The organism is Thermomonospora umbrina (assembly GCF_003386555.1).
Lineage (GTDB): Bacteria > Actinomycetota > Actinomycetes > Streptosporangiales > Streptosporangiaceae > Thermomonospora > Thermomonospora umbrina.
Window position 1 is genome coordinate 5,303,004 of the sequence record NZ_QTTT01000001.1, and the last position, 24,187, is coordinate 5,327,190.

Genomic DNA, 24,187 nt, shown 5'->3' on the forward strand with positions numbered 1-24,187 from the left:
CACGACCGGAACGGCGTTTGGGCGGTGACACCCACTGAGGTGTCACCGCCCGCACTGGCCTCGCCTTCCGGGCGGCGTTCCGGTCCGCGAGGCATGTCCTCACAGTAGGAGCCCCGGCATCCCGGACGCATGGGACGTACGTCCCGATCACGACGGGATCGGAGCCCGGCCTCCCCGGGCGCGCGCCGACGCACTCGGCAAGCCGGGGGAACGGCGAGCGTGCCGGCCGCCAAAGGGCCGCACCGAGACCGGGCCCGGCCGCATCCGCCGACGCCGAGTCGCCCCACGGCCCGCGTCCAACGGAACACCCCGCGTGGGGAGCCGCGGGCGAAGGAACGGATCACGTCGAGAAGAGGAGGTGGGGCCGGAGCATCAGGGCGGGCGTGGGAATATGGAATACGGCAAGATCTATCCACCTGTGAGTTTTCGAACGGACCCCGGTGCCCAGGCCTGAGCCCAACAAGACCGATCCCGCGATCATCAGGAACTTCTGCATCATCGCGCACATCGACCATGGCAAGTCGACCCTGGCCGATCGGATGCTGCAGCTCACCGGTGTGGTCGAGGAGCGCCAGATGCGGGCGCAGTACCTCGACCGGATGGACATCGAGCGCGAGCGCGGCATCACCATCAAGAGCCAGGCGGTGCGGCTGCCGTGGACCGGCCCCGAAGGGCGGGACTACGTCCTCAACCTGATCGACACCCCGGGGCACGTGGACTTCTCCTACGAGGTGTCCCGTTCGTTGGCCGCCTGCGAGGGGGCGGTGCTGCTGGTGGACGCCGCCCAGGGGATCGAGGCGCAGACGCTGGCGAACCTGTACCTGGCGCTCGAGGCCGACCTGCACATCATCCCGGTGCTGAACAAGATCGACCTGCCGGCGGCGCAGCCGGAGAAGTACGCCGACGAGCTGGCCGGGATCATCGGCTGCGACCCGTCCGACGTGCTGCGGGTGTCCGGCAAGACCGGCCAGGGCGTGACCGAGCTGCTGCACAAGATCGTCGAGACGGTGCCGGGGCCCACCGGCGACCCGGACGGGCCGGCCCGGGCGCTGATCTTCGACTCGGTGTACGACACGTACCGCGGCGTGGTCACCTACGTGCGGATCGTGGACGGACACCTGTCGTGCCGCGAGAAGACCCTGATGATGTCCACCGGTTCGGCGCACGACACCCTCGAGGTCGGGGTGATCTCGCCGGAGCCCAAGCCGGTGGACGGGCTCGGCGCGGGCGAGGTCGGCTACCTGATCACCGGGGTGAAGGACGTCCGGCAGGCGCGGGTCGGCGACACGGTGACGACCGCCTCGAAGCCGGCCCCCGTGTCGCTCGGCGGCTACCAGGACCCCAAGCCGATGGTGTTCTCCGGTCTCTATCCGATGGACGGCGACCAGTACCCGGACCTGCGCGACGCCCTCGACAGGCTCCAGTTGAACGACGCGGCGCTGGTGTACGAGCCGGAGACGTCGGCCGCGCTGGGCTTCGGGTTCCGCTGCGGCTTCCTCGGGCTGCTGCACATGGAGATCGTCCGCGAACGACTGGAGCGCGAGTTCGACCTGGCGCTGATCTCCACCGCCCCGAACGTGATCTACCGGGTGATCATGGAGGACGGCACCGAGCACGTCGTCACCAACCCGAGCGAGTTCCCCGAGGGCAAGATCGGCGCGGTGTACGAGCCCATCGTCAAGGTCACCATCCTGTCGCCCAGCGACCACATCGGGGCGATCATGGAGCTGTGCCAGGGCCGCCGGGGCGTGCTCCAGGGCATGGACTACCTGTCGGAGGACCGGGTCGAGATCCGGTACACCATGCCGCTCGGCGAGATCATCTTCGACTTCTTCGACCAGCTCAAGTCCCGGACCCGCGGTTACGCGTCGCTGGACTACGAGCCCAGCGGCGAGCAGGAGTCCGACCTCGTCAAGGTGGACATCCTCCTGCAGGGCGAGTCGGTGGACGCCTTCAGCCAGATCGTCCACAAGGAGAAGTCCCGCGAGTACGGCCTGATGATGACGGCCAAGCTCAAGGAGCTGATCCCGCGGCAGCAGTACGAGGTGCCCATCCAGGCCGCCGTCGGCGCCCGCATCATCGCCCGCGAGAACATCCGCGCCATCCGTAAGGACGTCCTCGCCAAGTGCTACGGCGGCGACATCTCCCGTAAGCGCAAGCTCCTGGAGAAGCAGAAGGAGGGCAAGAAGCGCATGAAGACCATCGGTCGCGTGGACGTCCCCCAAGAGGCCTTCGTCGCCGCGCTCTCCACCGGCGAGTCCTCGGACAAGGGCAAGAAGTAACACCTGCGCCCCTTCGGCCCGTGCCGTGCCGGGTCCGCCCAGGTCATCGTTGGAGCGGGTTGTGGGTTGGTGACCGTCCTCACCAAGGATCGGTAAATCTCCGGCTACGGGGTGTTGTGCCGAGGACACTGGCTGGCGTGGGTCATTCACTGCTGCATCAGGTCCTCGTGTCCGATCTCGTCGTGCCCGTCGCCCTCGCCGAGGTGCCCGGGAGCCGGGCGGTGACCGGCGGGGGCGTCCGGTTGGCCGACGACACCTGGCTGCGGGCCGATCTGCTGGTCTGCCGGGACGGGCAGGCCGACGGGGCGCGCCCGGACGTCGAGGGGCCGCCGCTGCTGGCGGTCGAGGTGGTCTCGCCCGCGTCGCGCGACCGCGACCTCGGGGCCAAGAAGGACATGTACGAACGCTTCGGGGTCCCGCACTACTGGGTGGTCGACCCGACGGGCGCGGAGCTGTGGATGCACGTGTACGAGCTGGCCGACGGCGGCTACGCGGAACAGGCCAAGATCACGGTGGGGGAGGCCCACCGGGTGACCGCGCCGTTCCCGCTGGAGCTGGCGCCCGAGGCGATCTTCGATCGGACGTCCCGCTGGACGTCCGGCTGGAAGGGGAACACCATGGAGCGGACCGGGCCCGACCTGCCGTCGTGCGAGGAGCCCATCCTGATCGACTCCTTCGGGCACCGCTGGCCGACCGGCGCCGAGAAGGTGGAGCTGGAGGACGGCTGTCCGATCTTCTACGGCGAGTGGGACGAACGCGACGTCACCATCGCCGAGCGCACCTACCCCGGCCGGGTCGTCCGTCTGGACCAGCCCGCCGGCGAGCCGGGCACGATCACGATCCTCCCGGGCCCGGAGCCCGCGGCCTGACGCCGGGGCTCCGAGGGCTCGGAACGGGCTATTTCAGCAGCGGCCAGGCGACGAAGCCCGGCACCCGGGTGAACTCGCCGCGGTTGACGGCGATCGAGGCGCGCACCAGGAAGTACATCACCAGCGCCGTGTAGCCGAGCGGGAGCACCGCCAGCGCGTCCATGAACTGGATGAGCAGGATGCCCACGACCCAGACCGCGACGGCCCCGATGGCCATGTTGAGCCCCTGGACCGCGTGCCGTCGCACGAACGGCGAACGCCCCTTGACGACCAGGATGACCCCCGGTGCGATCGCCGACGCGAGGAACTGGCCCAAGTAGGCCATCAGCGCCCAGTTCTGCTCGTCCTGCGTGGGCGGCCCCAGTGGCGCCTGCCGGGTGGGCCCGCCGAGCCCGTACCCCTGAGGGCCGGGCTGCGGCCCTTGAGGCCCCTGAGGGGCGGGCGGAGGCCCCTGGGGCTGAGGGCCGGGGCCCTGAGGGCCGTAACCGGGATTGGGGCCGTACGGGCCCGCAGGCGGTTGCTGCTGCCACGGGCCCTGCTGGCCGTATCCGGGCTGTCGGCCGGGGCCGGGAGCCGGCGGGGGGGAACCATAGGCCATGGCGGACTCCTCTCAAAGGGTCCACTTGAAGCTGTCGACGAAGTGTATGAGTATCCGACCGCCCACGGGGTTCGCGGGTTCCGTCTCAAGATGGAGCGCTCAGCGACACCCCGCCGAACCGCCCGTCCGCCGTCCCCTCGGCACCGGGGGCCCCACCGGGCCCGTCCCGTTCGTACAGGGTCAGGCCGAGCGTCGGCACGCGCCGGAGGCGGCCCCGCGTCACGACGTCGTGGCCGAGGTCCTTGAGCAGCCACAGGACGTCCTGCGCGGGTTCGTCCAGCAGGTCGATGCCGTCCAGCCGCAGGCGCAGCTCCGGGTTGCCGCCCCAGCCCGGGGGCCGTTCGCCGAAGATCTCGCCGACCCGCTCCACCCCGTCCGGACGCCGCTCGGTGGAGACCGCCAGGCTGCCCCGCCCCACCCGCACGGCGCGGTGGTCGGCCCAGCCGCACAGGAACCGGGCGGCGGGGGCGGGGGTCCGGCAGGTCCGCGCGACGGCCTCCAGGGCCGTCCAGGCGTCCGCGGCGGGGGTGTCGAACACCAGGTGCGCGTCGGGGAGCAGCACGCCGCGGCCGGGGATCAGCGTGACCACGAACGGCGGGACCCGGCCGGGGAAGCGGGCGGGATCGGCGTCCCGCAGGGTCACCAGGCCCTCCCAGCAGACCGGCTCGTCCACCCCGAACCAGGTGATCTCGGCCTCGGCCGCGAACAGGTCGAAGCACCGGTCGGTGACCTCCTTGGCCACGTGCTCGCGGAGCGAACCGGCGATCTCCGCCAATCGCGCCCGCCACCACGGAGGCTCCTCGTCGCGGCGCCCGCCGGTCTGCCAGCGCACGCCGCTGCCGCCGAGTTCGGCCCTCCGCTCGTCACCCGCCCGATCGACGACGACGTAGTGCCAGCCGTCCGGTTCGCCTCGCAGCACGACCCGAACCGGCACCCGCCCGTACGCCCGCGCGTCCTCGCCCCACATCGCCCCGCCCCCAGCACCCCTCAGACCGTCCCCCGCCGAACGTATCCAGCCGCCCGGCCACGGTACGGGCGATTCACGCACAATTCGGTGACGCGTCCCGGCCGAACGGCTCCGCCACAGATCAACGCGCAGCCGGCTCCCCCAACCCGCGGGTGGGGAACGATAACGTCGGAAACGCATCCCAGCGGCTCAGGAGGTTCCCCGTGACCCAGCCCGACCAGGTCTTGCGCTCGCCCAAGGAGCGAAGGACCGTGGAGAGCGCGGTGCGTGCGTTGTCGGCCGTCGCCCCTCCGGGATGGCGCCGCCTGACGTTCGCGTTCTACGCCACGGTCGGGATCGACAGCGCCTCCCTGGAGGCCGTCTGCATGGACGGCGGCACGCGCACGCTCGTCCCCCCGGGTCGGGCGATGCGGTACATGGACGAGTTGCGCACGGCGACCTACCGCCGGGACAAGGGAGCCTGGTTCACCGCCCGTCTGGACATCGAACGGTCGGGCCGCTACAGCGTGGAGTTCGACTACGAGGGGGAGCCCGACTTCACCCCTCCGCTCACGGCCTCCTCGTACGCGTTGGACCTGGACCGCTTCCCCCGCTCCAATGAGCACACCCCCGCCTGGCTCCGGGACAAGCTCCGCGAGGCGATGAACGAGGCCGGCTAGGCGGACCGGGCACCGCGTCCGTGAGGGCAGACTTGGGAGGTGCCCTCGATCCTGCCCGATGGTGACCCTGTCCCCGCCGACGGAGCGCTGCCCGACAGCGCCCTGGACGGGTTGGGCACCCGGCCTTTCGCCTTCTACGTCCACGTGCCGTTCTGCGTGACGCGCTGCGGTTACTGCGACTTCAACACCTATACGGCGACCGAGCTGGGCCCGGGCGCGAGCCGCGAGTCGTACGCGGACACGGCGATCGCGGAGATCCGCCTGGCGCGGCGGGTGCTGGGCGCGACCGATCTGCCGGTGGAGACGGTCTTCTTCGGCGGCGGGACCCCCACGCTGCTGCCCCCCGACGATCTGGGACGGATCCTGGCGGCGATCGACGCCGAATTCGGTCTCGCGCCGGGCGCGGAGGTCACCACCGAGGCCAACCCGGAGTCGGTCGACGAGGGCTACCTGGGGAAGCTGCGCGCCGCCGGGTTCAACCGGGTCTCCTATGGGATGCAGAGCGCGCGCGAACACGTGCTGGCCGTCCTCGACCGTTCCCACACCCCCGGACGCGTCCCGCAGGTCGTGGACTGGACCCGTGAGGCGGGGTTCGAGCACGTCAACCTCGACCTGATCTACGGGACGCCGGGGGAGCGCGACGAGGACTGGCGGGCCTCACTGGAGGCGGCGCTGGCGACCGGGCCCGACCACGTCTCCGCGTACGCGCTGATCGTCGAGGAGGGCACCCGCCTGGCCGCGCGGGTCCGGCGCGGCGAGCTGGCCGCCCCCGACGACGACGCGATGGCCGACCGTTACCTGATGGCCGAGGAACTGCTCGGCTCCTATGGGCTGCGGTGGTACGAGATCTCGAACTGGGCGAGCGGCCCCGAGGCCGCCTGCCGCCACAACCTGCTTTATTGGACGGGCGCCGACTGGTGGGGCGTCGGCCCCGGCGCGCACAGCCACGTCGGCGGCACCCGCTGGTGGAACGTCAAGCACCCCGCCGCCCACGCCTCGCGGCTGGGGGAGCGGCTGAGCCCCGCCCACGCCCGCGAGGTGCTGGAGACCGAGGACCGCCGCGTCGAGCGCGTGATGCTGGAGCTGCGCCTCGCCGAGGGCTGCCCGGTGGACCTGCTCGACGACACGGCGGTACGACGGGCCATCGGCGACGGCCTGCTCGAACCGACGCCGTACGAGCGGGGCCGCGCGGTGCTGACACTGCGCGGCCGGCTGCTCGCCGACGCCGTCGTCCGCGACCTCACCTGAGCCTCGGCCGCCGGTCCCGCCGGTGCGGTGGTCAGTGCACCATGGGCCAGGCCAGGAACGACGGGATCCGGTACCACTCGCCCCGGTTGGCCGCCATCGCCGCGATGACCAACATGACCAGCCAGGCGATGAACACCGCGATGATCATGATGAAGCCGATCAGCACCAGCATCAGCACCACGCTGATCACGGTGTAGACGGTCTGGGTGATGGCCAGGTTGAGGCCCTGCGCCGCGTGGAAGCGGACGAAGGGGGACTCGTCCTTCTTGATGAGATAGGCGATGAGCGGCGCGAACAGGCCGAAGATGAACTGCCCCAGGTGGCTCAGCATCGCCCAGTTGCGCTCGTCGGGGGTGGGGACGCCGCCGTGGCCGGGCGGGCCGTAGGGCTGCACCGGCCCGTACCCGGGGGCGGCCTGCCCATAGCCCGGCTGGGCGCCGTAACCGGAGGGGTCGCCGTACCCGGGCTGACCGTAGCCCGGGGTCTGTCCATAGTCGGGCGTCTGTCCGTAGCCCGGCTGCCCTGGGACGGGCTGCTGCCCGTACCCCGGCTGACCCGGTTGTCCATAGCCCGGTTGCTGTCCGTAGCCCGGCTGCTCGGGGGTCCCGTACGTCATGCCTTGTGCTCCTTCCGAGGATCACCTAGGCGGGGGGCTCGGGAGCGGTGACGAAGTCTATTAGCTCTTCGACGCGCCCCAGGAGCTGTGGTTCCAGGTCCGTGTAGGAATTCACCGAGCCCAGGATCCGCCGCCAGCCCGCCCGGACGTCTCCGGGCCAGCCCAGCGCCGCCAGCACGCCCTCCTTCCAAGGTACGCCGCGAGGGACCTGAGGCCAGGCCCGAATGCCCAGGGCCGACGGCTTGACGCCCTCCCAGACGTCCACGAACGGATGCCCCGCGACCAGGACGTAGGGGGAGGTGACCTGCGCGGCGATGCGGCTCTCCTTGGAACCCGCCACCAGATGGTCGACCAGGACGCCCAGCCGACGGCCCGGACCGGGGGCGAACTCCTCCACCACCGACGCCAGGTCGTCAATGCCTTCCAGATACTCGACCACGACCCCTTCGACACGTAGGTCGTGACCCCAGACCTTCTCCACCAGCTCGGCGTCGTGGACCCCCTCGACGTAGATGCGGCTCTCCTTGGCCACCCGCGCCGGCGCGTTCGGCACCGCGACGGATCCCGAGGCCGACCGTTCGGGCGGCCGCGGCGCGCGCCCGCGCGCCCGTTCGGGCCGCACCAGCGTCACCGGTCTGCCGTCCAGCAGGAACCCCGCCTTGGTGAGGGGGAACACACGACGGTCGCCGAACCGGTCCTCCAACGTCACGCCGTGCTTGTCGCAGGCCACCACCGCGCCGCAGAAGCCGCTGTCGGGGTCCTCCACGACCAGGTCCCGGTCGGCCGGGATCTCCGGGATCGTGCCCTTGCGCGGCCGCCGCCAGTCGCCGGCCAGCACGTCGTCGCCATAGTCCTTGCTCCGCACGGATCGGACTCTAACGACGCGCTCGCGCGCGGCGCCCCGACCGGCGCGTCCTGCCCGGTGGGACGGCGTGGCGACGCGAAGGGCACCCTCCGGGGGCCTCCGAGAACGGCCGAAGCGCCGTAGACTTGGCACTCAGGGGAAAGGAGTGCCAGTATGCGGCCCGCAGGGAGGTGACCACGTGCTCGACGACCGCAAACTCGCGGTGCTGCGCGCCATCGTCGAGGACTACGTCTCCACCAACGAGCCGGTGGGCTCGAAGGCGCTGGTGGAGCGACATAGCCTCGGAGTGTCGCCGGCCACCATCCGCAACGACATGGCGGTGCTGGAGGAGCAGGGGTACATCACCCAGCCCCACACCAGCGCCGGACGGGTGCCCACCGACAAGGGCTACCGGCTGTTCGTGGACCGGCTGTCCACGATCAAGCCGCTGTCGGTGGCCGAACGCCGCGCGATCGAGACCTTCCTCAACGGCGCCTACGACCTCGACGACGTGGTCGGCCGCACCGTCCGGCTGCTCGCCCAGCTCACCCGGCAGGTCGCCGTCGTGCAGTACCCCTCGCTCTCGCGCTCGGCGGTGCGGCACGTGGAGCTGGTCCCGGTGGCCGACCGACGGCTGCTGTTGGTGCTGATCACCAACACGGGGCGGGTGGAGCAGCGGGTCATCGAGACCCACGTCCCCGTCTCGGAGGAGTCCATCGCCCATCTGCGGGCGCTGCTGAACACCTGCCTGGACGGCTGCCGACTCGCCGAGGCGCCGGGGGCGGTGGCCGACCTTCCCGAACAGGTCCCGGCCGACGACCGCCCGATGGCCGCCACGGTGCTGTCGGTGCTGCTGGAGACCCTGGTCGAAAGGCACGAGGAGAAGATCGTCTTCGCCGGTGCGGCCAATCTGGCCCACGTGGACTTCTCGCAGAGCCTGCGCGACGTGCTGGAGGCGCTGGAGGAGCAGGTGGTGCTGATGCGCCTGCTCGGCGAGGTCGGTGATTCGTCTACTCTGACGGTGCGGATCGGCACCGAGAATCTGCACGAGGGCCTGCGGTCGACCTCGGTGGTCGCCGCGGGTTACGGCGTCGGCGATCAGGCATTGGCCCGGCTGGGCGTGCTGGGGCCGACGCGCATGGACTATCCGGGCACGATGGGAGCGGTGCGGGCAGTGGCACGTTACGTCGGACAGATCCTCGCGGGGTCGTAAGTGGCACGCGACTACTACGCGATCCTCGGGGTGCGCCGCGACGCGAGCCCGGACGAGATCAAGAAGGCCTACCGGCGCCTGGCGCGGGAGCTCCACCCGGACGTCAATCCGGACCCGGAGACCCAGGACAGGTTCAAGGAGATCACCCAGGCGTACGAGGTGCTCTCCGACCCCAAGAAGCGCGAGATGTTCGACCTGGGCGCGGACCCGTTCGCGCCGGGCGGCGGAGCGGGGGCCGGCGCCGGGTTCGGCGGCGCGGGGTTCCCGTTCAGCGACATCATGGACGCCTTCTTCGGCACCGCCGCCTCCCGGGGGCCGCGCACGCGCGCGCGCCGGGGCCGCAACGCCACCCTGCGGGTCGAGCTGGACCTGTCGGAGACGGCGTTCGGCACCACCCGCGAGCTGGCCATCGACACCGCCGTGGTGTGCACCGCCTGCACCGGGGCCGGCACCGCGCCCGGCACCCATCCGGAGACCTGTGAGACCTGTCACGGTCGCGGCGAGGTGCAGCAGGTCACCCGCTCGTTCCTGGGCCAGGTGATGACCGCCAGGCCGTGCGCGGCCTGCGGCGGCTTCGGCAGCGTGATCCGCCACCCGTGCGCCGAGTGCTCGGGCGACGGTCGGGTCCGCACCCGCCGGACCATCAAGGTCCGGATCCCCGCCGGCGTCGAGAGCGGCACCCACATCCAACTGGCCGGCGAGGGCGAGGTCGGCCCCGGCGGCGGCCCCGCGGGCGACCTGTTCCTGGAGATCGTGGAGCGACCCCACGCGATCTTCGAACGGGAGGGCGACGACCTGCACTGCACCGTGCAGATCCCGATGACCGCCGCCGCGCTGGGCACCCAGGTCATCATCGAGACCCTGGACGGCCCCGAGGAGGTCGACATCCGCCCCGGCACCCAGTCCGGCCAGGTCATCCCCATGTACGGGCGGGGTGTGCGGCACCTCAACGAGAGCGGCCGGGGCGACCTGATGATCCACGTCAACGTGGAGACACCCACCAAGCTCGACGAGGAGCAGGAGGAGCTGCTGCGGACGCTGTCCAAGCTGCGCGGCGAGGAGCGGCCCCCCGGCAAGTTCGCCCCCGGCCAGCAGGGCTTCTTCTCCCGGCTGCGGGACGTCTTCAACAGCCACTAGATGACCGCGCCCGTCTTCCTCACCGAGCCCGGGCGTCTGGCCGCCGACCGGGTCGTCCTGGACGGCCCGGAGGGCCGTCACGCCGTGACGGTCCGGCGGCTGCGCCCCGGCGAGCGCGTCGACCTGACCGACGGCGCCGGCCTGCTCGCCGAGTGCGTCGTCACCGAGGTCTCCGGCAAGGACCGCCTCACCGTCGAGGTGCTGTCCCGCCAGGCCCACGAGCCGCCCCGGCCCCGGCTGGTCGTCGTCCAGGCCCTCCCCAAGGGCGACCGCGGCGAACTGGCGGTCGAGACCATGACCGAGGTCGGCGTCGACGAGATCGTCCCCTGGCAGGCCGCCCGCTGCGTCACCCGCTGGCGCCCCGACCGCGTCGACAAGGCCCTCGACCGCTGGCGCTCCACCGCCCGCGAGGCCGCCAAGCAGTCCCGCCGGCCCCGCCTGCCCGAGATCCCCGGTCCGGCCACCACACCCCAGGTCGCCGCCCGCCTCTCCGCGGCGTCCTGCGCCCTCGTCCTGCACGAGTCCGCGACCACGCCCCTCCGCACCGTGCAACCCCCCACCGACGGCGACATCGTCATCGTCGTCGGCCCCGAGGGCGGCCTCACCGACGAGGAGCTCCACGACTTCACCGCCGCGGGAGCCGTCGCGGTCCGCCTGGGCCCCACCGTCCTGCGCACCTCCACCGCCGGTACGGCCGCCGCCGCCGTCCTCCTCACCCTCACCGGCCGCTGGTAACCCACCTGGAGCGTGCGCGGGCCCGTGGTGTCGGAGCGCGTGGGTCTAGGAGTCGCCGGTCTCGTCCGGTGCCGGGGTCGGCGGGGGAGTGGTGGGGTCGGCGGACGGGGTCGGGGGGTCGGTGGGCTCCGGGGACGGGGGGTCGGTGGGCTCGGGCGTGGTCGGTGGGGTGCTGGGCTCAGGGCAGTAGGGGGTGGCGCCGGGTTGGGGCGCGGTGGTGCTCTCGGGGGTCCCGGTGGTGGTGCCGGCGCCGCCCGGGGCGCAGGTGGGCGCGCCGGGGACGCCGGGGAGCGGGGGGAGGACCGGCTGGCCCGCCGTGGGGCCGGTCGGCTGGCCCGGGGCGGGGTGCCGGGTCTGGCCGGCGTGGCCCGTGGAGCCGGGGGCGGTGGCGGCCGGGAGGGCGCGGGGGTCGTCCGCGGGGCCGTGGCGTCCGGCGGAGGTGATGCGGTCGATGGTCTGCGGGGCCGAGACGCCGAGGGCGACGATGACGGCGGTGGCGCCGATGGCCAGGGCGGGGCGGCTCCAGCCGCCGGGCAGCCGGGCCCAGGCCGGCAGGCGGGCGTGCAGGGTGGTGAGGCGGCCCGGCGGGCGGGCGGCGATGCCGGCGCGGATGCGCTCCAGGGCGTCCGGAGCGGGATCGACCCTCGCGGCCTCCGCGTGCAGCGCGCGGCGCAGGATCTCGCCGTGCTCGTCGTGGGGGTCGGTGGTCATGACAGTTGCTCCAGGACGTTGCGGAGGGCGGCCATGCCGCGCGCCGTGTGGCTCTTGACGGCGCCACGGCTGATCCCCATCGTTCGGGCGATCTCCGCCTCGGACAGGTCGGCGTAGTAGCGCAACACGAGGGCCTCGCGTTGCCGGGTCGGGAGCTTGGCCAGGGCCTGCACCACGGCGGTGCGCTCCAGTTCGATGATGGCACCCAGCTCCGCGCTCGGCGCATCGGGGAGGCCCTTGGGGGCGTACTTCTCGACGACCGCGCGGTGCCGCAGCACCGACCGGGACCGGTTGACCACGGCCTGCCGCAGGTAGGACAGGGCCTTGTCGGGGTCGCGCAGCCGCCGCCAGCCGGCGTGCATGGCGATGAACGCCTCCTGGACGACCTCCTCGGCGGTCGCCACGTCGCGCACCAGCATGGCCGCCAGCCGTACCAGCGGACGATAGTTGGACGCGTACAGGGCGGTCACGGCTTGGTCGGCGTCCCAGGCGACGGCCACCGCGCCCGCCGTGCCCCTGGCCACGAGGGTCTCGGTCACGTCTGTGGGACGCGCGCCCTCGTCGTCCGGTTTACGAAAGGGCATGTCCTGCCTTGCCTCGGTCACCTGTCCGCCGCCTCCGCCGCTCCCTCAGCCGTCCTGCCGGATGGTCTTCATTCGGTACGGCGTGGATCGGCGAACCCGGCCCGTCACGGGCCCGCCGCTGGGGGGGGCGTGCGATCCGGGGGGTTCGTCGCGTTGCAACCTTAACCAGACGCGGATGCCGGCGCCGCCGCAAACGGGCACGGCGGTGATCGTTTTTCGCCGGGCCGCTGACCGGCGGGTTTTAAAGGTTTTCCTGTCGATTTGACAGGGAATGCGCCCGGTGTCGAGGCGCCCTTCGCATGGGCCCGCTCGGTAGGATGCCGAGCGGCCGGACGATCTCTCGGCCGTCCCGATCGGCGAGTCAGAGGGAGCCTGCCCGTGTCCACGTCGGACTGCCTGTTCTGCAAGATCGTCTCCGGCGAGATCCCGGCCGAGGTGGTCCGCGAGACCGACACCACGGTGGCGTTCCGCGACATCAACCCGCAGGCGCCCACCCACGTGCTGGTCATCCCGCGCGAGCACCACCCCACCGCGGCGGCGCTCGCCTCCGCCGACGCCGGCCTGCTGGCGGCCGTGCTGGGGGAGGCCCACCGGGTCGCCGTGGACGAGGGCGTCGCCGACACCGGCTACCGCGTGGTCTTCAACACCGGGGCACAGGCCGGTCAGACCGTCTTCCACGTGCACGCCCACGTGCTGGGGGGCCGCGGCCTGAACTGGCCCCCCGGCTGATCACGCCCCCTTTCGGCCTCTCGGAAATGGCCGCGCGGAATGTCGCTGCCCGCCAGTAACATGGAGGCGCGGGACAAGCACCGGACCACGGACGAGAGAGCAGGTCGGAGAGGCCGCAAGGCCGGCTGATGACGGAAATCACTCATGCGGGGCGCAAGGGCCGCACCGACGGCGCGCGCTCCCAGGTCAAGATCGTGGTGCCGGACGACCACTCCATGGTGAGCCTGCTGGGCTCCCGTGACGAGTTGCTGCACGTCATCGAGCACGCCTTCCACAGCGACATCCACGTCCGGGGCAACGAGATCACGGTGACCGGCCCCGAGGACGAGAGCGAGATGGTCTCCCGGCTGTTCGCCGAGCTGATCACCCTGCTCAAGGGCGGCGCCCAGCTCACCCCGGACGCGGTGGAGCGCAGCCTGGCCATGCTGCGGGCCGAGACCGAGGAGAGCCCGGCCGAGGTCCTCAACCTGGACATCCTGTCCGGTCGCGGCCGGACGATCCGCCCCAAGACCCTCAACCAGAAGCGCTACGTCGACGCCATCGACAAGCACACCGTCGTGTTCGGGATCGGCCCCGCCGGCACCGGCAAGACGTACCTGGCCATGGCCAAGGCGGTCAAGGCGCTCCAGGACAAGAAGGTCAACCGGATCATCCTCACCCGCCCCGCCGTGGAGGCGGGCGAGCGGCTGGGCTTCCTGCCGGGAACGCTCTACGAGAAGATCGACCCCTACCTGCGGCCGCTGTACGACGCGCTGCACGACATGGTCGACCCCGACTCGATCCCCCGGCTGATGAGCGCGGGCACCATCGAGGTGGCGCCGCTGGCCTACATGCGCGGCCGCACGCTCAACGACTCCTTCATCATCCTGGACGAGGCGCAGAACACCTCGCCGGAGCAGATGAAGATGTTCCTGACCCGACTGGGCTTCGGCTCCAAGGTGGTCGTCACCGGTGACGTCACCCAGGTGGACCTGCCCGGCGGCCAACTGAGCGGGCTGCGGGTCGTCCAGGGCATCCTGGAGGGCATCAACGACATCCACTTCTGCCGGCTGACCAGCAACGACGTCGTACGCCACAAGCTGGTCACGCAGATCGTGGACGCCTACGACCGCTTCGACAGCCAGGCGCCGGCCGAGGCGAAGCAGGTCCGCAACGGCCGCAAGCGGGGGCGCTAGCGCGATGAGCATCGAGGTCCTCAACGAGTCGGGCGTCCCCGTCGACGAACGGCTGCTGGCGGGCCTGGCCCGCCACGTCCTGGACGGCATGCGGGTGCATCCGCTGGCGGAGCTGTCGCTGCTGCTGGTGGACGAGCCCGCGATGAGCGAGCTGCACGAGAAGTGGATGGGCGAGCCCGGCCCCACCGACGTGCTGGCCTTCCCGATGGACGAGCTGCGGCCCGGCCACCAGACCGGCGGCGCCGACGACGACGGTCCCGACCCGGCCCTGCTGGGCGACGTGGTCCTGTGCCCCGCCGTGGCCGAGCGCCAGGGTCGCGAGGCGGGGCACGGCACCGCCGCCGAGCTGGAGCTGCTGTGCGCGCACGGCATCCTGCACCTGCTGGGGTACGACCACGCCGAGCCCGAGGAGCACAAGGAGATGTTCGGCCTCCAGGCGGAGCTGCTGACCTCCTGGCGGGACAAGCGCCCCCGGCGATGAGCTCCGGCAGCCGCCCCGCGGACGGCGACACCGGTCCGCACCATAGCCGGCGGACGCGCACCCGCGCGGCACCGCCCACCACCGTGCACCGGGAGTCGTTCGAGTTGGTCTTGCCGCGGGGCGGCGGGGATGCCCGGGGTCCGGGGCGGGAGCGGGCGTGGGAATGGCCCTCGAGCGGTGGGGCGTGGTGATGAACACGGCGTACGGATGGCTGGTGGGCATGGCGGCCGGGCTGGTCGTCGCGGCCGGGCTGCTGGCCAGCGTGGAGGCCGCGCTGGCCACCGTGTCCAGGGTGCGGGTCGAGGAGCTGAGCCGGCAGGGCAGGCGCGGGTCCGCGGTGCTCGCCGAGGTGGTCGCCGACCCCGCCCGGTACCTGAACCTGGTGCTGCTGCTGAGGATCAGTTGCGAGCTGGCCGCGACCGTGATCGTCGCCGACCTGTGCATCTCCTGGCTGGAGGAGAGCCCGCCGGCCTATGTGGTGGCCGCGGTGATCATGATCGTGGTGATCTACGTGGTGGTCGGGGTGGGTCCGCGCACGCTGGGCCGCCAGCACGCCGACCGGATCGCGCTGGCCGGGGCCGGGGTGCTGCATCCGATCACCCGGGTGCTGGGGCCGCTGCCCCGACTGCTGATCCTGCTGGGCAACGCGCTGACCCCGGGCAAGGGCTTCCGCGAGGGGCCGTTCGCCTCCGAGGCCGAGCTGCGCGACCTGGTGGACCTGGCCGAGCAGCGCAGCCTGATCGAGCCGGACGAGCGCGAGATGATCCACTCGGTGTTCGAGCTGGGCGACACCCTGGTCCGCGAGGTCATGGTGCCCCGCACCGACATCGTGTTCATCGAGCGGGACAAGACCCTGCGGCAGGCGCTGTCCCTGGCGCTGCGCAGCGGCTTCTCGCGGATCCCCGTGGTGGGCGAGAACGAGGACGACGTGGTGGGCATCGCCTACCTCAAGGACATCATCCGGCGCAGCCACGAGCACCGCGACAGCGAGTCGGTGGAGCTGGTGGAGTCGGTGATGCGCCCGGCGACCTACGTCCCCGACAGCAAGCCCATCGACGAGCTGCTGCGCGAGATGCAGGCCCGGCAGATCCACCTGGCCGTCGTGATCGACGAGTACGGCGGCACCGCCGGTCTGGTCACCATCGAGGACATCCTGGAGGAGATCGTCGGGGAGATCGCCGACGAGTACGACGTCGAGTCGCCCCGGGTGGAGTGGCTGCCCGACGGGGCCGCCCGGGTGACCGCCCGCCTGCCCGCCGACGAGCTCGGCGACCTGTTCGACGTGGAGATCGAGGTCGAGGAGGTCGACACGGTCGGCGGGCTGCTGGCGTACGCGCTGGGCCGGGTGCCGATCGCGGGCTCGACCGTCACCGTCGAGGGACTGGAGCTGACCGCCGAGAGCCTCGCCGGCCGCCGCAACCGGATCGGCACCGTGCTGGTGCGGCGCGGCGCGGCCCACGGCCCCGCGGAGGGCGACGGCCGGCCCGCCGCCGGGGAACGGGCGGAGCGCTGACCGGCCGGGTCGCCGGGCGCTCTAGGCTGGGGCCGTGAGCGAGATCAGCCCCGAGGACACGAAGATCATCACCCTGGCCAGGTCGTCCCGTGCCCGGACCGGCGCCGCCGAGGGCGCGGCCGTCCGCGACGAGACCGGTCGCACCTACGCGGCGACCAGCGTGGACCTGCCCTCGCTGAAGCTGTCGGCGCTGCAGGTGGCCGTGGCCATGGCGGTGTCGAGCGGCGCCGAGGACCTGGAGGCCGCCGCCCTGGTCACCGCGGGCGAGCGCGCCCGGGACGCCGACGTCGCCGCCGTCCGCGAGCTGGGCGCGTCCGCGCCGATCCTGCTGGCCGGCCCCGACGGGTCGCTGCGGGCCACCCTGGCCCCTTGACCGGCCGGGCACGGGGCGCACGGCGGGACCGGCCGGTCACCGGGGTAGGCGACAATCAAGGGGTGACATCGCCGCAGACCACGACCAGAGACACCGCCGGGGGCTTCCGTTCCGGGTTCGCCTGCTTCATCGGACGCCCCAACGTGGGCAAGTCGACCCTGATGAACGCCCTGGTCGGCACCAAGGTGGCGATCACCAGCAGCCGGCCGCAGACCACCCGACGGGCCATCCGCGGCATCGTCCACCGTCCGGACGCCCAACTGATCGTCGTGGACACCCCGGGCCTGCACAAGCCGCGGACCCTCCTGGGGGAGCGGCTGGACAGCCTGGTCCGCTCCACCCTCACCGAGGTGGACGCGATCGGGTTCTGCGTTCCCGCCGACGAGAAGGTGGGTCCCGGTGACCGGTTCATCGCCCGTGAGCTGGAGGGCCTCAAGGGCACCCCGGTGGTGGCCATCGTCACCAAGACCGACGCGGCCGACCGCCGGGAGGTCGCCGAGCAGCTCATGCGGGTGGAGCAGCTCGGCGACTTCGCCGACATCGTGCCGGTCTCGGCGGTGGACGGCTTCCAGGTCGGCCTGGTCGGCGACCTGTTGATCTCCCATCTCCCGGAGGGCATGCCGCTCTATCCGGAGGGCGACCTCACCGACGAGCCCGAGCACGTGCTGGTGGCCGAGCTGATCCGGGAGGCGGCGCTGGAGGGTGTCCGCGACGAGCTGCCGCACTCGATCGCCGTGGTGGTCGACGAGATGCAGCCGCGCGAGGGCCGCGACGACCTGGTCGAGGTGTACGCGCACCTGTTCGTCGAACGGCCCAGCCAGAAGGCCATCGTGATCGGCGCCAAGGGTTCCCGGCTCCGCGAGGTCGGCACCGCCGCCCGCCGCCAGATCGAGGCGCTGCTGGGTGTCAAGATCTACCTCGACCTGCGGATCAGCGTCGCCAAGGACTGGCAGCGCGACCCCAAGCAACTGCGCCGCCTGGGTTTCGACGGCTGATCCCGCGCGGCCGCCCGCTCTCGAGGGCGGGCGCCCCGACCCGTCCGTTCAGCGTCGGACGGCGGGGCGGGCCACGCTGAGGCCGATGAGCAGCAGCGACGCCGCCACCGCCAGGTACCAGCCGTACCCGGCGGACACCTCGAGCACGGCGGGCGCCGCCCGGCCGACGCCGATCACCTGCCGGAACCGGTCCAGCCGCAGCAGGAAGATCCCGCTGCTGAGCAGGGCCAGCAGTGCGGGCACCGAGGCCAGCGCGAAGATCCGCGGGTCCGCCGCCAGCAGCCCCCACACGATCATCACGATGGCGACCAGCGCGAACACCGGCACCACCTGACCGGTGCCGTCCACGTTGACCCCCGCCTCGGCCACCAGGTCCTGTGCCGGGTCCAGGCCGCGCACCCGCACGCCGGCCACCGCCCACGGCAGGAACGCCGACACCAGCAGCACGGAGGCCGTGAGCAGCCCGGCCAGCCCCCAGGCGGAGGCCGTGCGGCCCCCCGCGGCGGACGGGGGACGGGGGACGGCTCCGGTCTCTGCCGGCGGGACGGGAGGCAGGAACGCGGGCCGCGGGTCCGGTGGACGCCCTCCCGCGACCTCTGGGTCACCACTCATGTGCACAGCGTAGGAGGCGCGTCGCCGTCAGGGCGGCGGGCCACGGCGGCGCGTCCGGATCGGTACGTTGGGCCGGGACCAGAGACAGGACGGTTCCGGGCTTTCGGGACGCCGGGACCGTGCGCGACCGAGGGGGCGGCGGGATGACGCTCAGGACGGCGCTCGTACGGGCCCCGGGGTCGCGGCTGGCCGAGGGGCTCGTCACCCACGCCGACCGGCGACCCGTCGACGTGGGGCTGGCCGCGCGTCAGCACGCCGCGTACGTCGCCGCGCTGCGGGCGGCGGGCTGGCGGGTGCGCGCCGTGCCCGCGGCCGACGACCTGCCCGACGCGGTGTTCGTGGAGGACACCGTGGTGGTCTGCGACGACCTCGCGGTCCTCGCCCGGTCCGGGGCGCCCGGCCGCCGCGCCGAGACGGTCGGCACCGAGAAGGCCGTGCGCGGTCTCGGCCTGGAGGTGACGCGGATCGAACCGCCGGGGACGCTGGACGGCGGCGACGTGCTCCAGGTCGGCGACACCGTCTACGTGGGCCTGTCGGGCCGGACCAACGAGGACGCCATCTGCCGGCTCGCGGCGGTGCTGGCGGGGCGGGGTCGGCGGGTGGTGCCGGTCCGGGTGAGCGGCCGGCTGCACCTGAAGACGGTGATGACGGCGCTGCCGGACGGCTCCCTGATCGGGGTGCCCGAACATCTGGACACCTCGGCGCTGCCCTGCCTGCGGGTCGTGCCCGAGCCGGCGGGAGCGCCCGTGGTGGTCCTGGGGGAGGATCACGTCCTGATCTCGGCGTCCGCGCCCCGGACCGCCGAACGGCTGCGCGCCGACGGGCTGCGCGTCACGGTGGTCGACATCGGCGAGTTCGAGGCGCTCGAGGGCGGCGTGACCTGCCTGTCCGTGCTGGTCCCCTAGCCCTCGGCGCACGCACACCGGCCGGCGACCCCGGTGAGAAGTTGGTAAAGCGTTGTTCACCTACGGGATGATCGACGGAAATATCACGCTCCAAACTTGGCAGAGGGAAAACTCGGGGCCAGGCGAAGGAGTGGATAGTTGCGCTACACATCCCTGCGGTTTTGGGCGGCCCTCGCGGTCCTGCCGATGGCGCTGGTCGCCGGCTGCGGTGATTCGTCGGGCACGGGCGGTTCGGCCGACGACGGAAAGACGATCAAGGTCGGTATTCTGCACTCGCTGAGCGGCACCATGTCGATCAGCGAGGTCACCGTCGCCAACGCCGAGAAGATGGCGGTCGACGAGATCAACGCGGCCGGCGGGGTGCTCGGCAAGAAACTCGAGGTGGTGCAGGAGGACGGCGCCTCGGACTGGCCCACCTTCGCCCAGAAGGCCCAGAAGCTCATCAGGAAGGACAAGGTCGCGGCCGTGTTCGGCGGCTGGACCTCGGCCAGCCGCAAGGCGATGCTGCCGGTGTTCGAGCGCAACAAGGCGCTGCTGTGGTACCCGGTGCAGTACGAGGGACTGGAGAGCTCCCCGTACATCTTCTACACCGGCGCGACCACCAATCAGCAGATCGTGCCGGGCCTCGACTATCTCAAGGAAAAGGGCAAGAAGCGCATCTTCCTGGTGGGCAGCGACTACGTCTTCCCGCGCACCGCCAACAAAATCATCAGGGCCTATGCCAAGGCGAACGGCATGGAGGTCATCGGCGAGGAGTACACGCCTCTCGGGCACACCGAATACAGCACCCTGGTGAACAAGGTGGTGGCCGCGAAACCGGACGCCGTGTTCAACACGCTCAACGGCGACAGCAACGTCTCGTTCTTCAAGCAGCTCAAGAGCGCCGGGACGACACCCGACAAGATGCCCGTGATGTCGGTGAGCATCGCCGAGGAGGAGGTCAAGGGCATCGGGGTCGCCAACATCGTCGGCCACCCGGTGGCCTGGAACTACTACCAGACCACCCCGGGCGCGGTGAACGAGAAGTTCGTCAAGGCGTTCCAGACCCGCCACAAGGGCGCGGTGACCTCCGACCCGATGGAGGCCGGCTACAACGCCGTCCACCTGTGGGCCGCCGCCGTCAAGAAGGCCGGCACCACCGACGTGGAGGCCGTCAAGAAGGCCGCCGCCGGGATCGTCCTCGATCTGCCCGAGGGCCGGGTCACCATCGACGGGCCCACCCAGCACATGCACAAGACCGCGCGGATCGGGGTCATCCAGCCCGACGGCCTGATCAAGGAGGTCTGGAGCTCCGGAAAGCCGATCAAGCCGGACCCGTACCTGAAGTCCTACCCCTGGGCCGCCGGGCTGGCGTCCTAGCCGGACCGGGGCCCGACGAAGGCCGGCGGCGTGCGCGACGGGGCGGACGCCGCCTCCGGGTGACGGCGAGCACACGAGGAGGCGGCACACTTTGGAAGGACTGCTCAACCAGTTGCCGATCGGGCTCAGCATCGCGGCGGTGCTCCTGCTGATCGCGCTGGGGCTGACGTTCACGTTCGGCCAGATGGGCGTGATCAACATGGCCCACGGCGAGTTCATCATGGCCGGGGCCTACACCGCGTACATGCTGCAGGACTGGGCCGGCGCCCAGGCGACCGCGGTCGCGCTGCCCGTCGCGTTCGCGCTGGCGGGCGGCATGGGCTGGGTGCTGGAGCGCACCGCGATCCGGCACTTCTACGGCCGGCCGCTGGACACCCTGCTGCTCACCTGGGGCGTGAGCCTGGTGCTCCAGCAGGCCGCGCGCGACATCTTCGGGGCGCCGAACGTGCAGGTGGTGGCCCCGTCCTGGCTGAACGGCCGGATCGAGGTCGGCGGCACGGTGCTGCCGTACAACCGGCTGTTCATCCTGGCGCTGGCGATCGTCTGCGTGGTCGGGATCTGGGCGTACATGAACCGGTCGGCGCAGGGCCGCCGGATGCGGGCCGTCATGCAGAACCGGGAACTGGCCGCGTGCAGCGGCGTCGCCACCGCGCGGGTCGACCAGCTCACCTTCTTCATCGGGTCCGGGCTGGCCGGGGTCGCCGGGGTGGCGCTCACCCTGATCGGCCCCGTCGGGCCCTCCCTGGGGACCTACTACATCGTGGACGCGTTCCTGGTCGTGGTGGCCGGCGGGCTCGGCCAACTGCGCGGCGCGGTGATCGCCGCCGTGGCCCTCGGGATGCTGAACTCCTTCGCCGAGTTTTGGACCAACGCCAGCCTGGCCAAGGTGATCGTGTTCGGCGCGATCATCGCCTTCCTCCAGGTCCGGCCGCAGGGCATGTTCGTGCTGCGCTCGCGGGCGCTGACATGAGCGAGCGGACGCGCGGATACGCGCTGTTCGGGGCGGTCGCGCTGCTCCTGCTGGTGGTGGCGCCGCTGGCGCTGCCCGCGTTCCGGCTGGACGAGCTGGCCAAGTACCTGTGCTTCGCCATCGCCGCCCTGGGCATCGGGCTGGCCTGGGGCCAGGGCGGCATGCTGACGCTCGGCCAGGGCGTGTTCTTCGGCCTCGGCGGCTACGCGATGGGCATGTACCTCAAGCTCCACGACGCCGGGGGAGACCTGCCCGACTTCATGGTGTGGAGCGGCGTGGAGCACCTGCCCGCGCTGTGGGGGCCGTTCCGCAACCCCGTGGTGGCGATCGCGGCGGTGGTCGTCGTGCCGGTGGCCGTGGCGGTGCTGCTGGGCGTGCTGGTGTTCCGTCAGCGGGTGCGCGGCGCGTACTTCGCGCTGCTGACCCAGGCGCTGGCCGCCGCGTTCGTGATCCTGCTGGTCGGCCAACAGGGACTGACCGGCGGGACGAACGGGCTCACCAACTTCTACGACGTCTTCGGCCGCGACCCGGAGGCCGAGAGCACCCAGCGGACCATGTACTTCGTCACCGCGGGCGTGCTGGGCGTCCTCTACCTGCTGGCGCGGCAACTGGTGAAGAGCCGCTTCGGCCGGCTGCTCGTCGCCGTCCGGGACGGCGAGGACCGGGTCCGGTTCCTCGGTTACAACCCGGCCACCGTCAAGACCATCACCTTCGCCGTCTCGGCGGGCATGGCGGGGCTGGCGGGCGCCCTGTTCGTGCCGGTCGTCGGGATCATCTCGCCGTCGCTGCTCGGCGTCGTCCCGTCGCTGGAGCTGGTGGTGGCCGTCGCGGTCGGCGGCCGGTACGCCCTGGCGGGGGCGATCCTCGGGGCCGTCGCCATGAACTACGCCAAGACCTCGCTCAGCGAGCAGTGGGCCGACGGCTGGCTCTACCTGCAGGGCGCGCTGTTCATCCTGGTGATGACCCTGGCCCCCAAGGGCGCCATCGGCCTCTACCACCAGCTCAGGGACGCCGTCGCCCGCCGCCGCGGCCCGTCCGTCCAGGTCACGGTGAAGGAGGAGGTGCCCGCATGACGGCGCTGCTGGAGATCCGAGGGTTGGAGGTCGTGTTCGACGGGTTCCGGGCCCTCGACGGCGTGGACCTCACCGTCGACCAGGGGGAGCTGCGGTTCCTGATCGGGCCGAACGGGGCGGGCAAGACCACCCTGATCGACGTGATCACCGGGCTGACCCGTCCCGCGGGCGGCACGGTCGCGTTCGGCGGCGCCGACCTGGTCGGCCGCAAGGAGCACCAGATCGTCCGCCAGGGCATCGGCCGCACGTTCCAGACCTCCGTGGTGTTCGAGGAGCTGACGGTGGTGGAGAACCTCGACCTGGCGGCCAGCTTCCGCCGTCCGCTGCGGACGCTGCTGCGGCAGCGTCGCGGGATCTCCGACACGGTCGCCGAGGCGCTGGAGACCATCGGGCTGACGGCGCTGGCGGAACGGCCCGCCGGGGTTCTCTCGCACGGGCAGCGGCAGTGGCTGGAGATCGGGATGCTGATCGCCCAGCGCCCCCGGCTCCTGCTGCTGGACGAGCCCGTCGCCGGGATGAGCCGGGACGAGCGCGAACGCACCGGCGAACTCCTCACCGCCATCGCCGAGGACCACACGGTGATCGTGGTGGAGCACGACATGGAGTTCCTCCGCCGCTACGCCTCCCAGGTCACCGTGCTCCACGAGGGTCGGGTGCTGGTCGAGGGCGGAGTGGCCGAGGTGCGCGCCGACCCCCGCGTCCAAGAGGTCTACCTGGGCCGCAACCGCGAGGAGGCCGCGTGATGCTCGAGGTGACCGGACTGGAGGCGGCGTACGGGCGGGCGCGGGTGCTGTTCGGCGTCGACCTGTCGGTCGAGGCGGGGCGGCTCATGTGCGTGATGGGCCGCAACGGCGTCGGCAAGACCACCCTGCTCAACACCGTCATGGGCGTGCTCAACCCCACGGCGGGCAAGGTCGTCTTCGACGGGAGGGACGTCACCCGGCTGCCCACCTACGAGCGGGTACGACTCGGAATGGGCTACGTCCCCCAAGGCCACGAGACGTTCCCCCAGCTCACCGTGGCGGAGAACCTCCAGGTCACGCTGGAGGCGACCCGTCACCGGGACCGGACGGCGGTCGACGAGGCCCTGGACGTCTTCCCCCGCCTGAAGGAGATGCTCAAACGGCGCGCGGGCTTCCTGTCCGGCGGGCAGCAACAGCAGCTCGCCATCGCCCGCGCGCTGGTCACGCGGCCTCGGATGCTGATCCTGGACGAACCCACGGAGGGCATCCAGCCCTCGATCGTTCAGGAGATCGAGGAGGCCATCGAACGCCTCCACAAGGAGAAGGGCCTGGCGGTGCTGCTGGTGGAGCAGTACCTGGAGCTGGCCCTGCGGCTGGCCGACGGGTTCGTGATCCTCGACGGCGGCGTCGTCCAACGCTCGGGCGACGCCGACGACCTCCACGACCCCGAGGTGAGAAGCCTGCTGGCGGTGTAGACCCCACCGCCGGCCACAGGCATGGGGGACCTGGGAGATCACGGCAACCCCAACGTTCGAACCGCGACCCCCACGTTCGAACCGCGACCCCCCACGTTCGA

The 24,187-nt window shown here is 71.9% G+C and carries 26 protein-coding genes; 19 read left to right on the forward strand and 7 right to left on the reverse strand.

Going from position 1 to position 24,187, the window contains the following annotated elements; genetic code table 11:
- Positions 1 to 440 precede the first annotated feature (440 nt).
- The gene (gene lepA, locus DFJ69_RS23600; protein WP_116024613.1) at positions 441 to 2,282 is read left to right on the forward strand and encodes a translation elongation factor 4; all 1,842 of its coding nucleotides are present in this window, start codon (positions 441 to 443) and stop codon (positions 2,280 to 2,282) included.
- Between the two features lie 137 nt (positions 2,283 to 2,419).
- Positions 2,420 to 3,151, forward strand: coding sequence for a Uma2 family endonuclease (locus DFJ69_RS23605; protein WP_245974541.1), 732 nt, complete (start codon positions 2,420 to 2,422; stop codon positions 3,149 to 3,151).
- Positions 3,152 to 3,179: 28 nt separating this feature from the next.
- On the opposite strand, the gene DFJ69_RS33850 is transcribed toward DFJ69_RS23605, so the two are convergent.
- Both DFJ69_RS33850 and DFJ69_RS23615 read right to left on the reverse strand, forming a co-directional pair.
- Entirely contained in the window at positions 3,180 to 3,749 is a 570-nt protein-coding gene (locus DFJ69_RS33850; RefSeq protein WP_147312397.1) for a DUF4870 domain-containing protein, read from the reverse strand.
- An 85-nt stretch (positions 3,750 to 3,834) separates the two neighbouring features.
- Positions 3,835 to 4,716, reverse strand: coding sequence for a hypothetical protein (locus tag DFJ69_RS23615; RefSeq protein WP_211328718.1), 882 nt, complete (start codon positions 4,714 to 4,716; stop codon positions 3,835 to 3,837).
- Between the two features lie 203 nt (positions 4,717 to 4,919).
- On the opposite strand from DFJ69_RS23615, the gene DFJ69_RS23620 reads away from it, so the two are divergent.
- Complete coding sequence (locus DFJ69_RS23620) at positions 4,920 to 5,375, forward strand: hypothetical protein (protein ID WP_116024616.1); 456 nt, start codon at positions 4,920 to 4,922, stop codon at positions 5,373 to 5,375.
- 39 nt (positions 5,376 to 5,414) lie between these two features.
- Positions 5,415 to 6,623, forward strand: coding sequence for a radical SAM family heme chaperone HemW (gene hemW, locus DFJ69_RS23625; RefSeq protein ID WP_116024617.1), 1,209 nt, complete (start codon positions 5,415 to 5,417; stop codon positions 6,621 to 6,623).
- Positions 6,624 to 6,654: 31 nt separating this feature from the next.
- Here the strand turns inward: hemW and DFJ69_RS23630 are convergent, their stop codons facing one another.
- Positions 6,655 to 7,239 carry a DUF4870 domain-containing protein gene (locus DFJ69_RS23630; RefSeq protein ID WP_116024618.1) on the reverse strand — a complete coding sequence of 195 codons (585 nt, stop codon included), beginning with the start codon at positions 7,237 to 7,239 and terminating at the stop codon, positions 6,655 to 6,657.
- 25 nt (positions 7,240 to 7,264) lie between these two features.
- Entirely contained in the window at positions 7,265 to 8,104 is an 840-nt protein-coding gene (locus tag DFJ69_RS23635; protein ID WP_116024619.1) for a DUF3097 domain-containing protein, read from the reverse strand.
- 178 nt (positions 8,105 to 8,282) lie between these two features.
- On the opposite strand from DFJ69_RS23635, the gene hrcA reads away from it, so the two are divergent.
- From hrcA to DFJ69_RS23650, 3 genes are read left to right on the forward strand one after another with little or no spacing between them, the layout of a single operon-like run.
- Positions 8,283 to 9,296 carry a heat-inducible transcriptional repressor HrcA gene (gene hrcA / locus DFJ69_RS23640; protein WP_116024620.1) on the forward strand — a complete coding sequence of 338 codons (1,014 nt, stop codon included), beginning with the start codon at positions 8,283 to 8,285 and terminating at the stop codon, positions 9,294 to 9,296.
- Entirely contained in the window at positions 9,297 to 10,433 is a 1,137-nt protein-coding gene (gene dnaJ, locus DFJ69_RS23645) for a molecular chaperone DnaJ (protein ID WP_116024621.1), read from the forward strand.
- Positions 10,434 to 11,168, forward strand: a complete 735-nt coding sequence (locus tag DFJ69_RS23650) for a 16S rRNA (uracil(1498)-N(3))-methyltransferase (RefSeq protein ID WP_116024622.1) — start codon at positions 10,434 to 10,436, stop codon at positions 11,166 to 11,168.
- Between the two features lie 45 nt (positions 11,169 to 11,213).
- Here the strand turns inward: DFJ69_RS23650 and DFJ69_RS23655 are convergent, their stop codons facing one another.
- Together DFJ69_RS23655 and DFJ69_RS23660 are read right to left on the reverse strand one after the other, a co-directional pair.
- The gene (locus tag DFJ69_RS23655) at positions 11,214 to 11,879 is read right to left on the reverse strand and encodes a hypothetical protein (RefSeq protein WP_116024623.1); all 666 of its coding nucleotides are present in this window, start codon (positions 11,877 to 11,879) and stop codon (positions 11,214 to 11,216) included.
- Positions 11,876 to 12,463 carry a SigE family RNA polymerase sigma factor gene (locus DFJ69_RS23660; RefSeq protein WP_425453424.1) on the reverse strand — a complete coding sequence of 196 codons (588 nt, stop codon included), beginning with the start codon at positions 12,461 to 12,463 and terminating at the stop codon, positions 11,876 to 11,878. Before DFJ69_RS23660 ends, DFJ69_RS23655 begins: the two co-directional genes overlap by 4 nt.
- A 378-nt stretch (positions 12,464 to 12,841) precedes the next feature.
- Here DFJ69_RS23660 and DFJ69_RS23665 point away from each other — a divergent pair, with 378 nt between their 5' ends.
- From DFJ69_RS23665 to era, 6 genes are all read left to right on the forward strand, one after another.
- Entirely contained in the window at positions 12,842 to 13,192 is a 351-nt protein-coding gene (locus DFJ69_RS23665) for a histidine triad nucleotide-binding protein (protein ID WP_116024625.1), read from the forward strand.
- 128 nt (positions 13,193 to 13,320) lie between these two features.
- Positions 13,321 to 14,367, forward strand: a complete 1,047-nt coding sequence (locus tag DFJ69_RS23670; RefSeq protein WP_116024626.1) for a PhoH family protein — start codon at positions 13,321 to 13,323, stop codon at positions 14,365 to 14,367.
- A 4-nt stretch (positions 14,368 to 14,371) separates the two neighbouring features.
- Positions 14,372 to 14,848 (forward strand): rRNA maturation RNase YbeY, encoded by a 477-nt coding sequence (gene ybeY, locus DFJ69_RS23675; RefSeq protein ID WP_116024627.1) that lies wholly within the window; start codon positions 14,372 to 14,374, stop codon positions 14,846 to 14,848.
- A 190-nt stretch (positions 14,849 to 15,038) separates the two neighbouring features.
- Positions 15,039 to 16,361: a hemolysin family protein gene (locus DFJ69_RS23680; protein ID WP_116026847.1), complete on the forward strand. Its 1,323-nt coding sequence runs from the start codon at positions 15,039 to 15,041 to the stop codon at positions 16,359 to 16,361.
- Positions 16,362 to 16,395: 34 nt separating this feature from the next.
- Positions 16,396 to 16,734 carry a cytidine/deoxycytidylate deaminase family protein gene (locus tag DFJ69_RS23685; protein WP_116024628.1) on the forward strand — a complete coding sequence of 113 codons (339 nt, stop codon included), beginning with the start codon at positions 16,396 to 16,398 and terminating at the stop codon, positions 16,732 to 16,734.
- Between the two features lie 62 nt (positions 16,735 to 16,796).
- The gene (gene era / locus DFJ69_RS23690; RefSeq protein ID WP_116024629.1) at positions 16,797 to 17,729 is read left to right on the forward strand and encodes a GTPase Era; all 933 of its coding nucleotides are present in this window, start codon (positions 16,797 to 16,799) and stop codon (positions 17,727 to 17,729) included.
- A 48-nt stretch (positions 17,730 to 17,777) separates the two neighbouring features.
- On the opposite strand, the gene DFJ69_RS23695 is transcribed toward era, so the two are convergent.
- Positions 17,778 to 18,341 carry a hypothetical protein gene (locus DFJ69_RS23695; RefSeq protein WP_116024630.1) on the reverse strand — a complete coding sequence of 188 codons (564 nt, stop codon included), beginning with the start codon at positions 18,339 to 18,341 and terminating at the stop codon, positions 17,778 to 17,780.
- Positions 18,342 to 18,484: 143 nt separating this feature from the next.
- Here DFJ69_RS23695 and ddaH point away from each other — a divergent pair, with 143 nt between their 5' ends.
- The 6 genes from ddaH to urtE all read left to right on the forward strand — a co-directional run bounded on the left by ddaH (position 18,485) and on the right by urtE (position 24,086).
- Positions 18,485 to 19,246, forward strand: coding sequence for a dimethylargininase (gene ddaH, locus DFJ69_RS23700; protein WP_116024631.1), 762 nt, complete (start codon positions 18,485 to 18,487; stop codon positions 19,244 to 19,246).
- Positions 19,247 to 19,432: 186 nt separating this feature from the next.
- Positions 19,433 to 20,605 carry an urea ABC transporter substrate-binding protein gene (gene urtA / locus DFJ69_RS23705; RefSeq protein WP_116026848.1) on the forward strand — a complete coding sequence of 391 codons (1,173 nt, stop codon included), beginning with the start codon at positions 19,433 to 19,435 and terminating at the stop codon, positions 20,603 to 20,605.
- A gap of 91 nt (positions 20,606 to 20,696) precedes the next feature.
- Positions 20,697 to 21,575 (forward strand): urea ABC transporter permease subunit UrtB, encoded by an 879-nt coding sequence (gene urtB / locus DFJ69_RS23710; RefSeq protein ID WP_116024632.1) that lies wholly within the window; start codon positions 20,697 to 20,699, stop codon positions 21,573 to 21,575.
- Positions 21,572 to 22,648: an urea ABC transporter permease subunit UrtC gene (gene urtC, locus DFJ69_RS23715; RefSeq protein ID WP_116024633.1), complete on the forward strand. Its 1,077-nt coding sequence runs from the start codon at positions 21,572 to 21,574 to the stop codon at positions 22,646 to 22,648. Before urtB ends, urtC begins: the two co-directional genes overlap by 4 nt.
- Entirely contained in the window at positions 22,645 to 23,391 is a 747-nt protein-coding gene (gene urtD, locus DFJ69_RS23720) for an urea ABC transporter ATP-binding protein UrtD (RefSeq protein WP_116024634.1), read from the forward strand. Before urtC ends, urtD begins: the two co-directional genes overlap by 4 nt.
- Complete coding sequence (gene urtE / locus DFJ69_RS23725) at positions 23,391 to 24,086, forward strand: urea ABC transporter ATP-binding subunit UrtE (RefSeq protein ID WP_116024635.1); 696 nt, start codon at positions 23,391 to 23,393, stop codon at positions 24,084 to 24,086. Before urtD ends, urtE begins: the two co-directional genes overlap by 1 nt.
- The last annotated feature ends 101 nt before the right edge of the window (positions 24,087 to 24,187 follow it).

Coding starts and splice junctions, on each gene's coding strand:
- DFJ69_RS33850 (WP_147312397.1), bottom strand. CDS start 3,749: ATGGCCTATGGTTCCCCCCCGCCGGCTCCCGGCCCCGGCCGACAGCCC.
- DFJ69_RS23615 (WP_211328718.1), bottom strand. CDS start 4,716: ATGTGGGGCGAGGACGCGCGGGCGTACGGGCGGGTGCCGGTTCGGGTC.
- DFJ69_RS23630 (WP_116024618.1), bottom strand. CDS start 7,239: ATGACGTACGGGACCCCCGAGCAGCCGGGCTACGGACAGCAACCGGGC.
- DFJ69_RS23650 (WP_116024622.1), top strand. CDS start 10,434: ATGACCGCGCCCGTCTTCCTCACCGAGCCCGGGCGTCTGGCCGCCGAC.
- DFJ69_RS23655 (WP_116024623.1), bottom strand. CDS start 11,879: ATGACCACCGACCCCCACGACGAGCACGGCGAGATCCTGCGCCGCGCG.
- DFJ69_RS23660 (WP_425453424.1), bottom strand. CDS start 12,463: ATGCCCTTTCGTAAACCGGACGACGAGGGCGCGCGTCCCACAGACGTG.
- DFJ69_RS23670 (WP_116024626.1), top strand. CDS start 13,321: ATGACGGAAATCACTCATGCGGGGCGCAAGGGCCGCACCGACGGCGCG.
- ybeY (WP_116024627.1), top strand. CDS start 14,372: ATGAGCATCGAGGTCCTCAACGAGTCGGGCGTCCCCGTCGACGAACGG.
- DFJ69_RS23680 (WP_116026847.1), top strand. CDS start 15,039: ATGAACACGGCGTACGGATGGCTGGTGGGCATGGCGGCCGGGCTGGTC.
- DFJ69_RS23695 (WP_116024630.1), bottom strand. CDS start 18,341: ATGAGTGGTGACCCAGAGGTCGCGGGAGGGCGTCCACCGGACCCGCGG.
- ddaH (WP_116024631.1), top strand. CDS start 18,485: ATGACGCTCAGGACGGCGCTCGTACGGGCCCCGGGGTCGCGGCTGGCC.
- urtA (WP_116026848.1), top strand. CDS start 19,433: ATGGCGCTGGTCGCCGGCTGCGGTGATTCGTCGGGCACGGGCGGTTCG.
- urtC (WP_116024633.1), top strand. CDS start 21,572: ATGAGCGAGCGGACGCGCGGATACGCGCTGTTCGGGGCGGTCGCGCTG.
- urtD (WP_116024634.1), top strand. CDS start 22,645: ATGACGGCGCTGCTGGAGATCCGAGGGTTGGAGGTCGTGTTCGACGGG.
- urtE (WP_116024635.1), top strand. CDS start 23,391: ATGCTCGAGGTGACCGGACTGGAGGCGGCGTACGGGCGGGCGCGGGTG.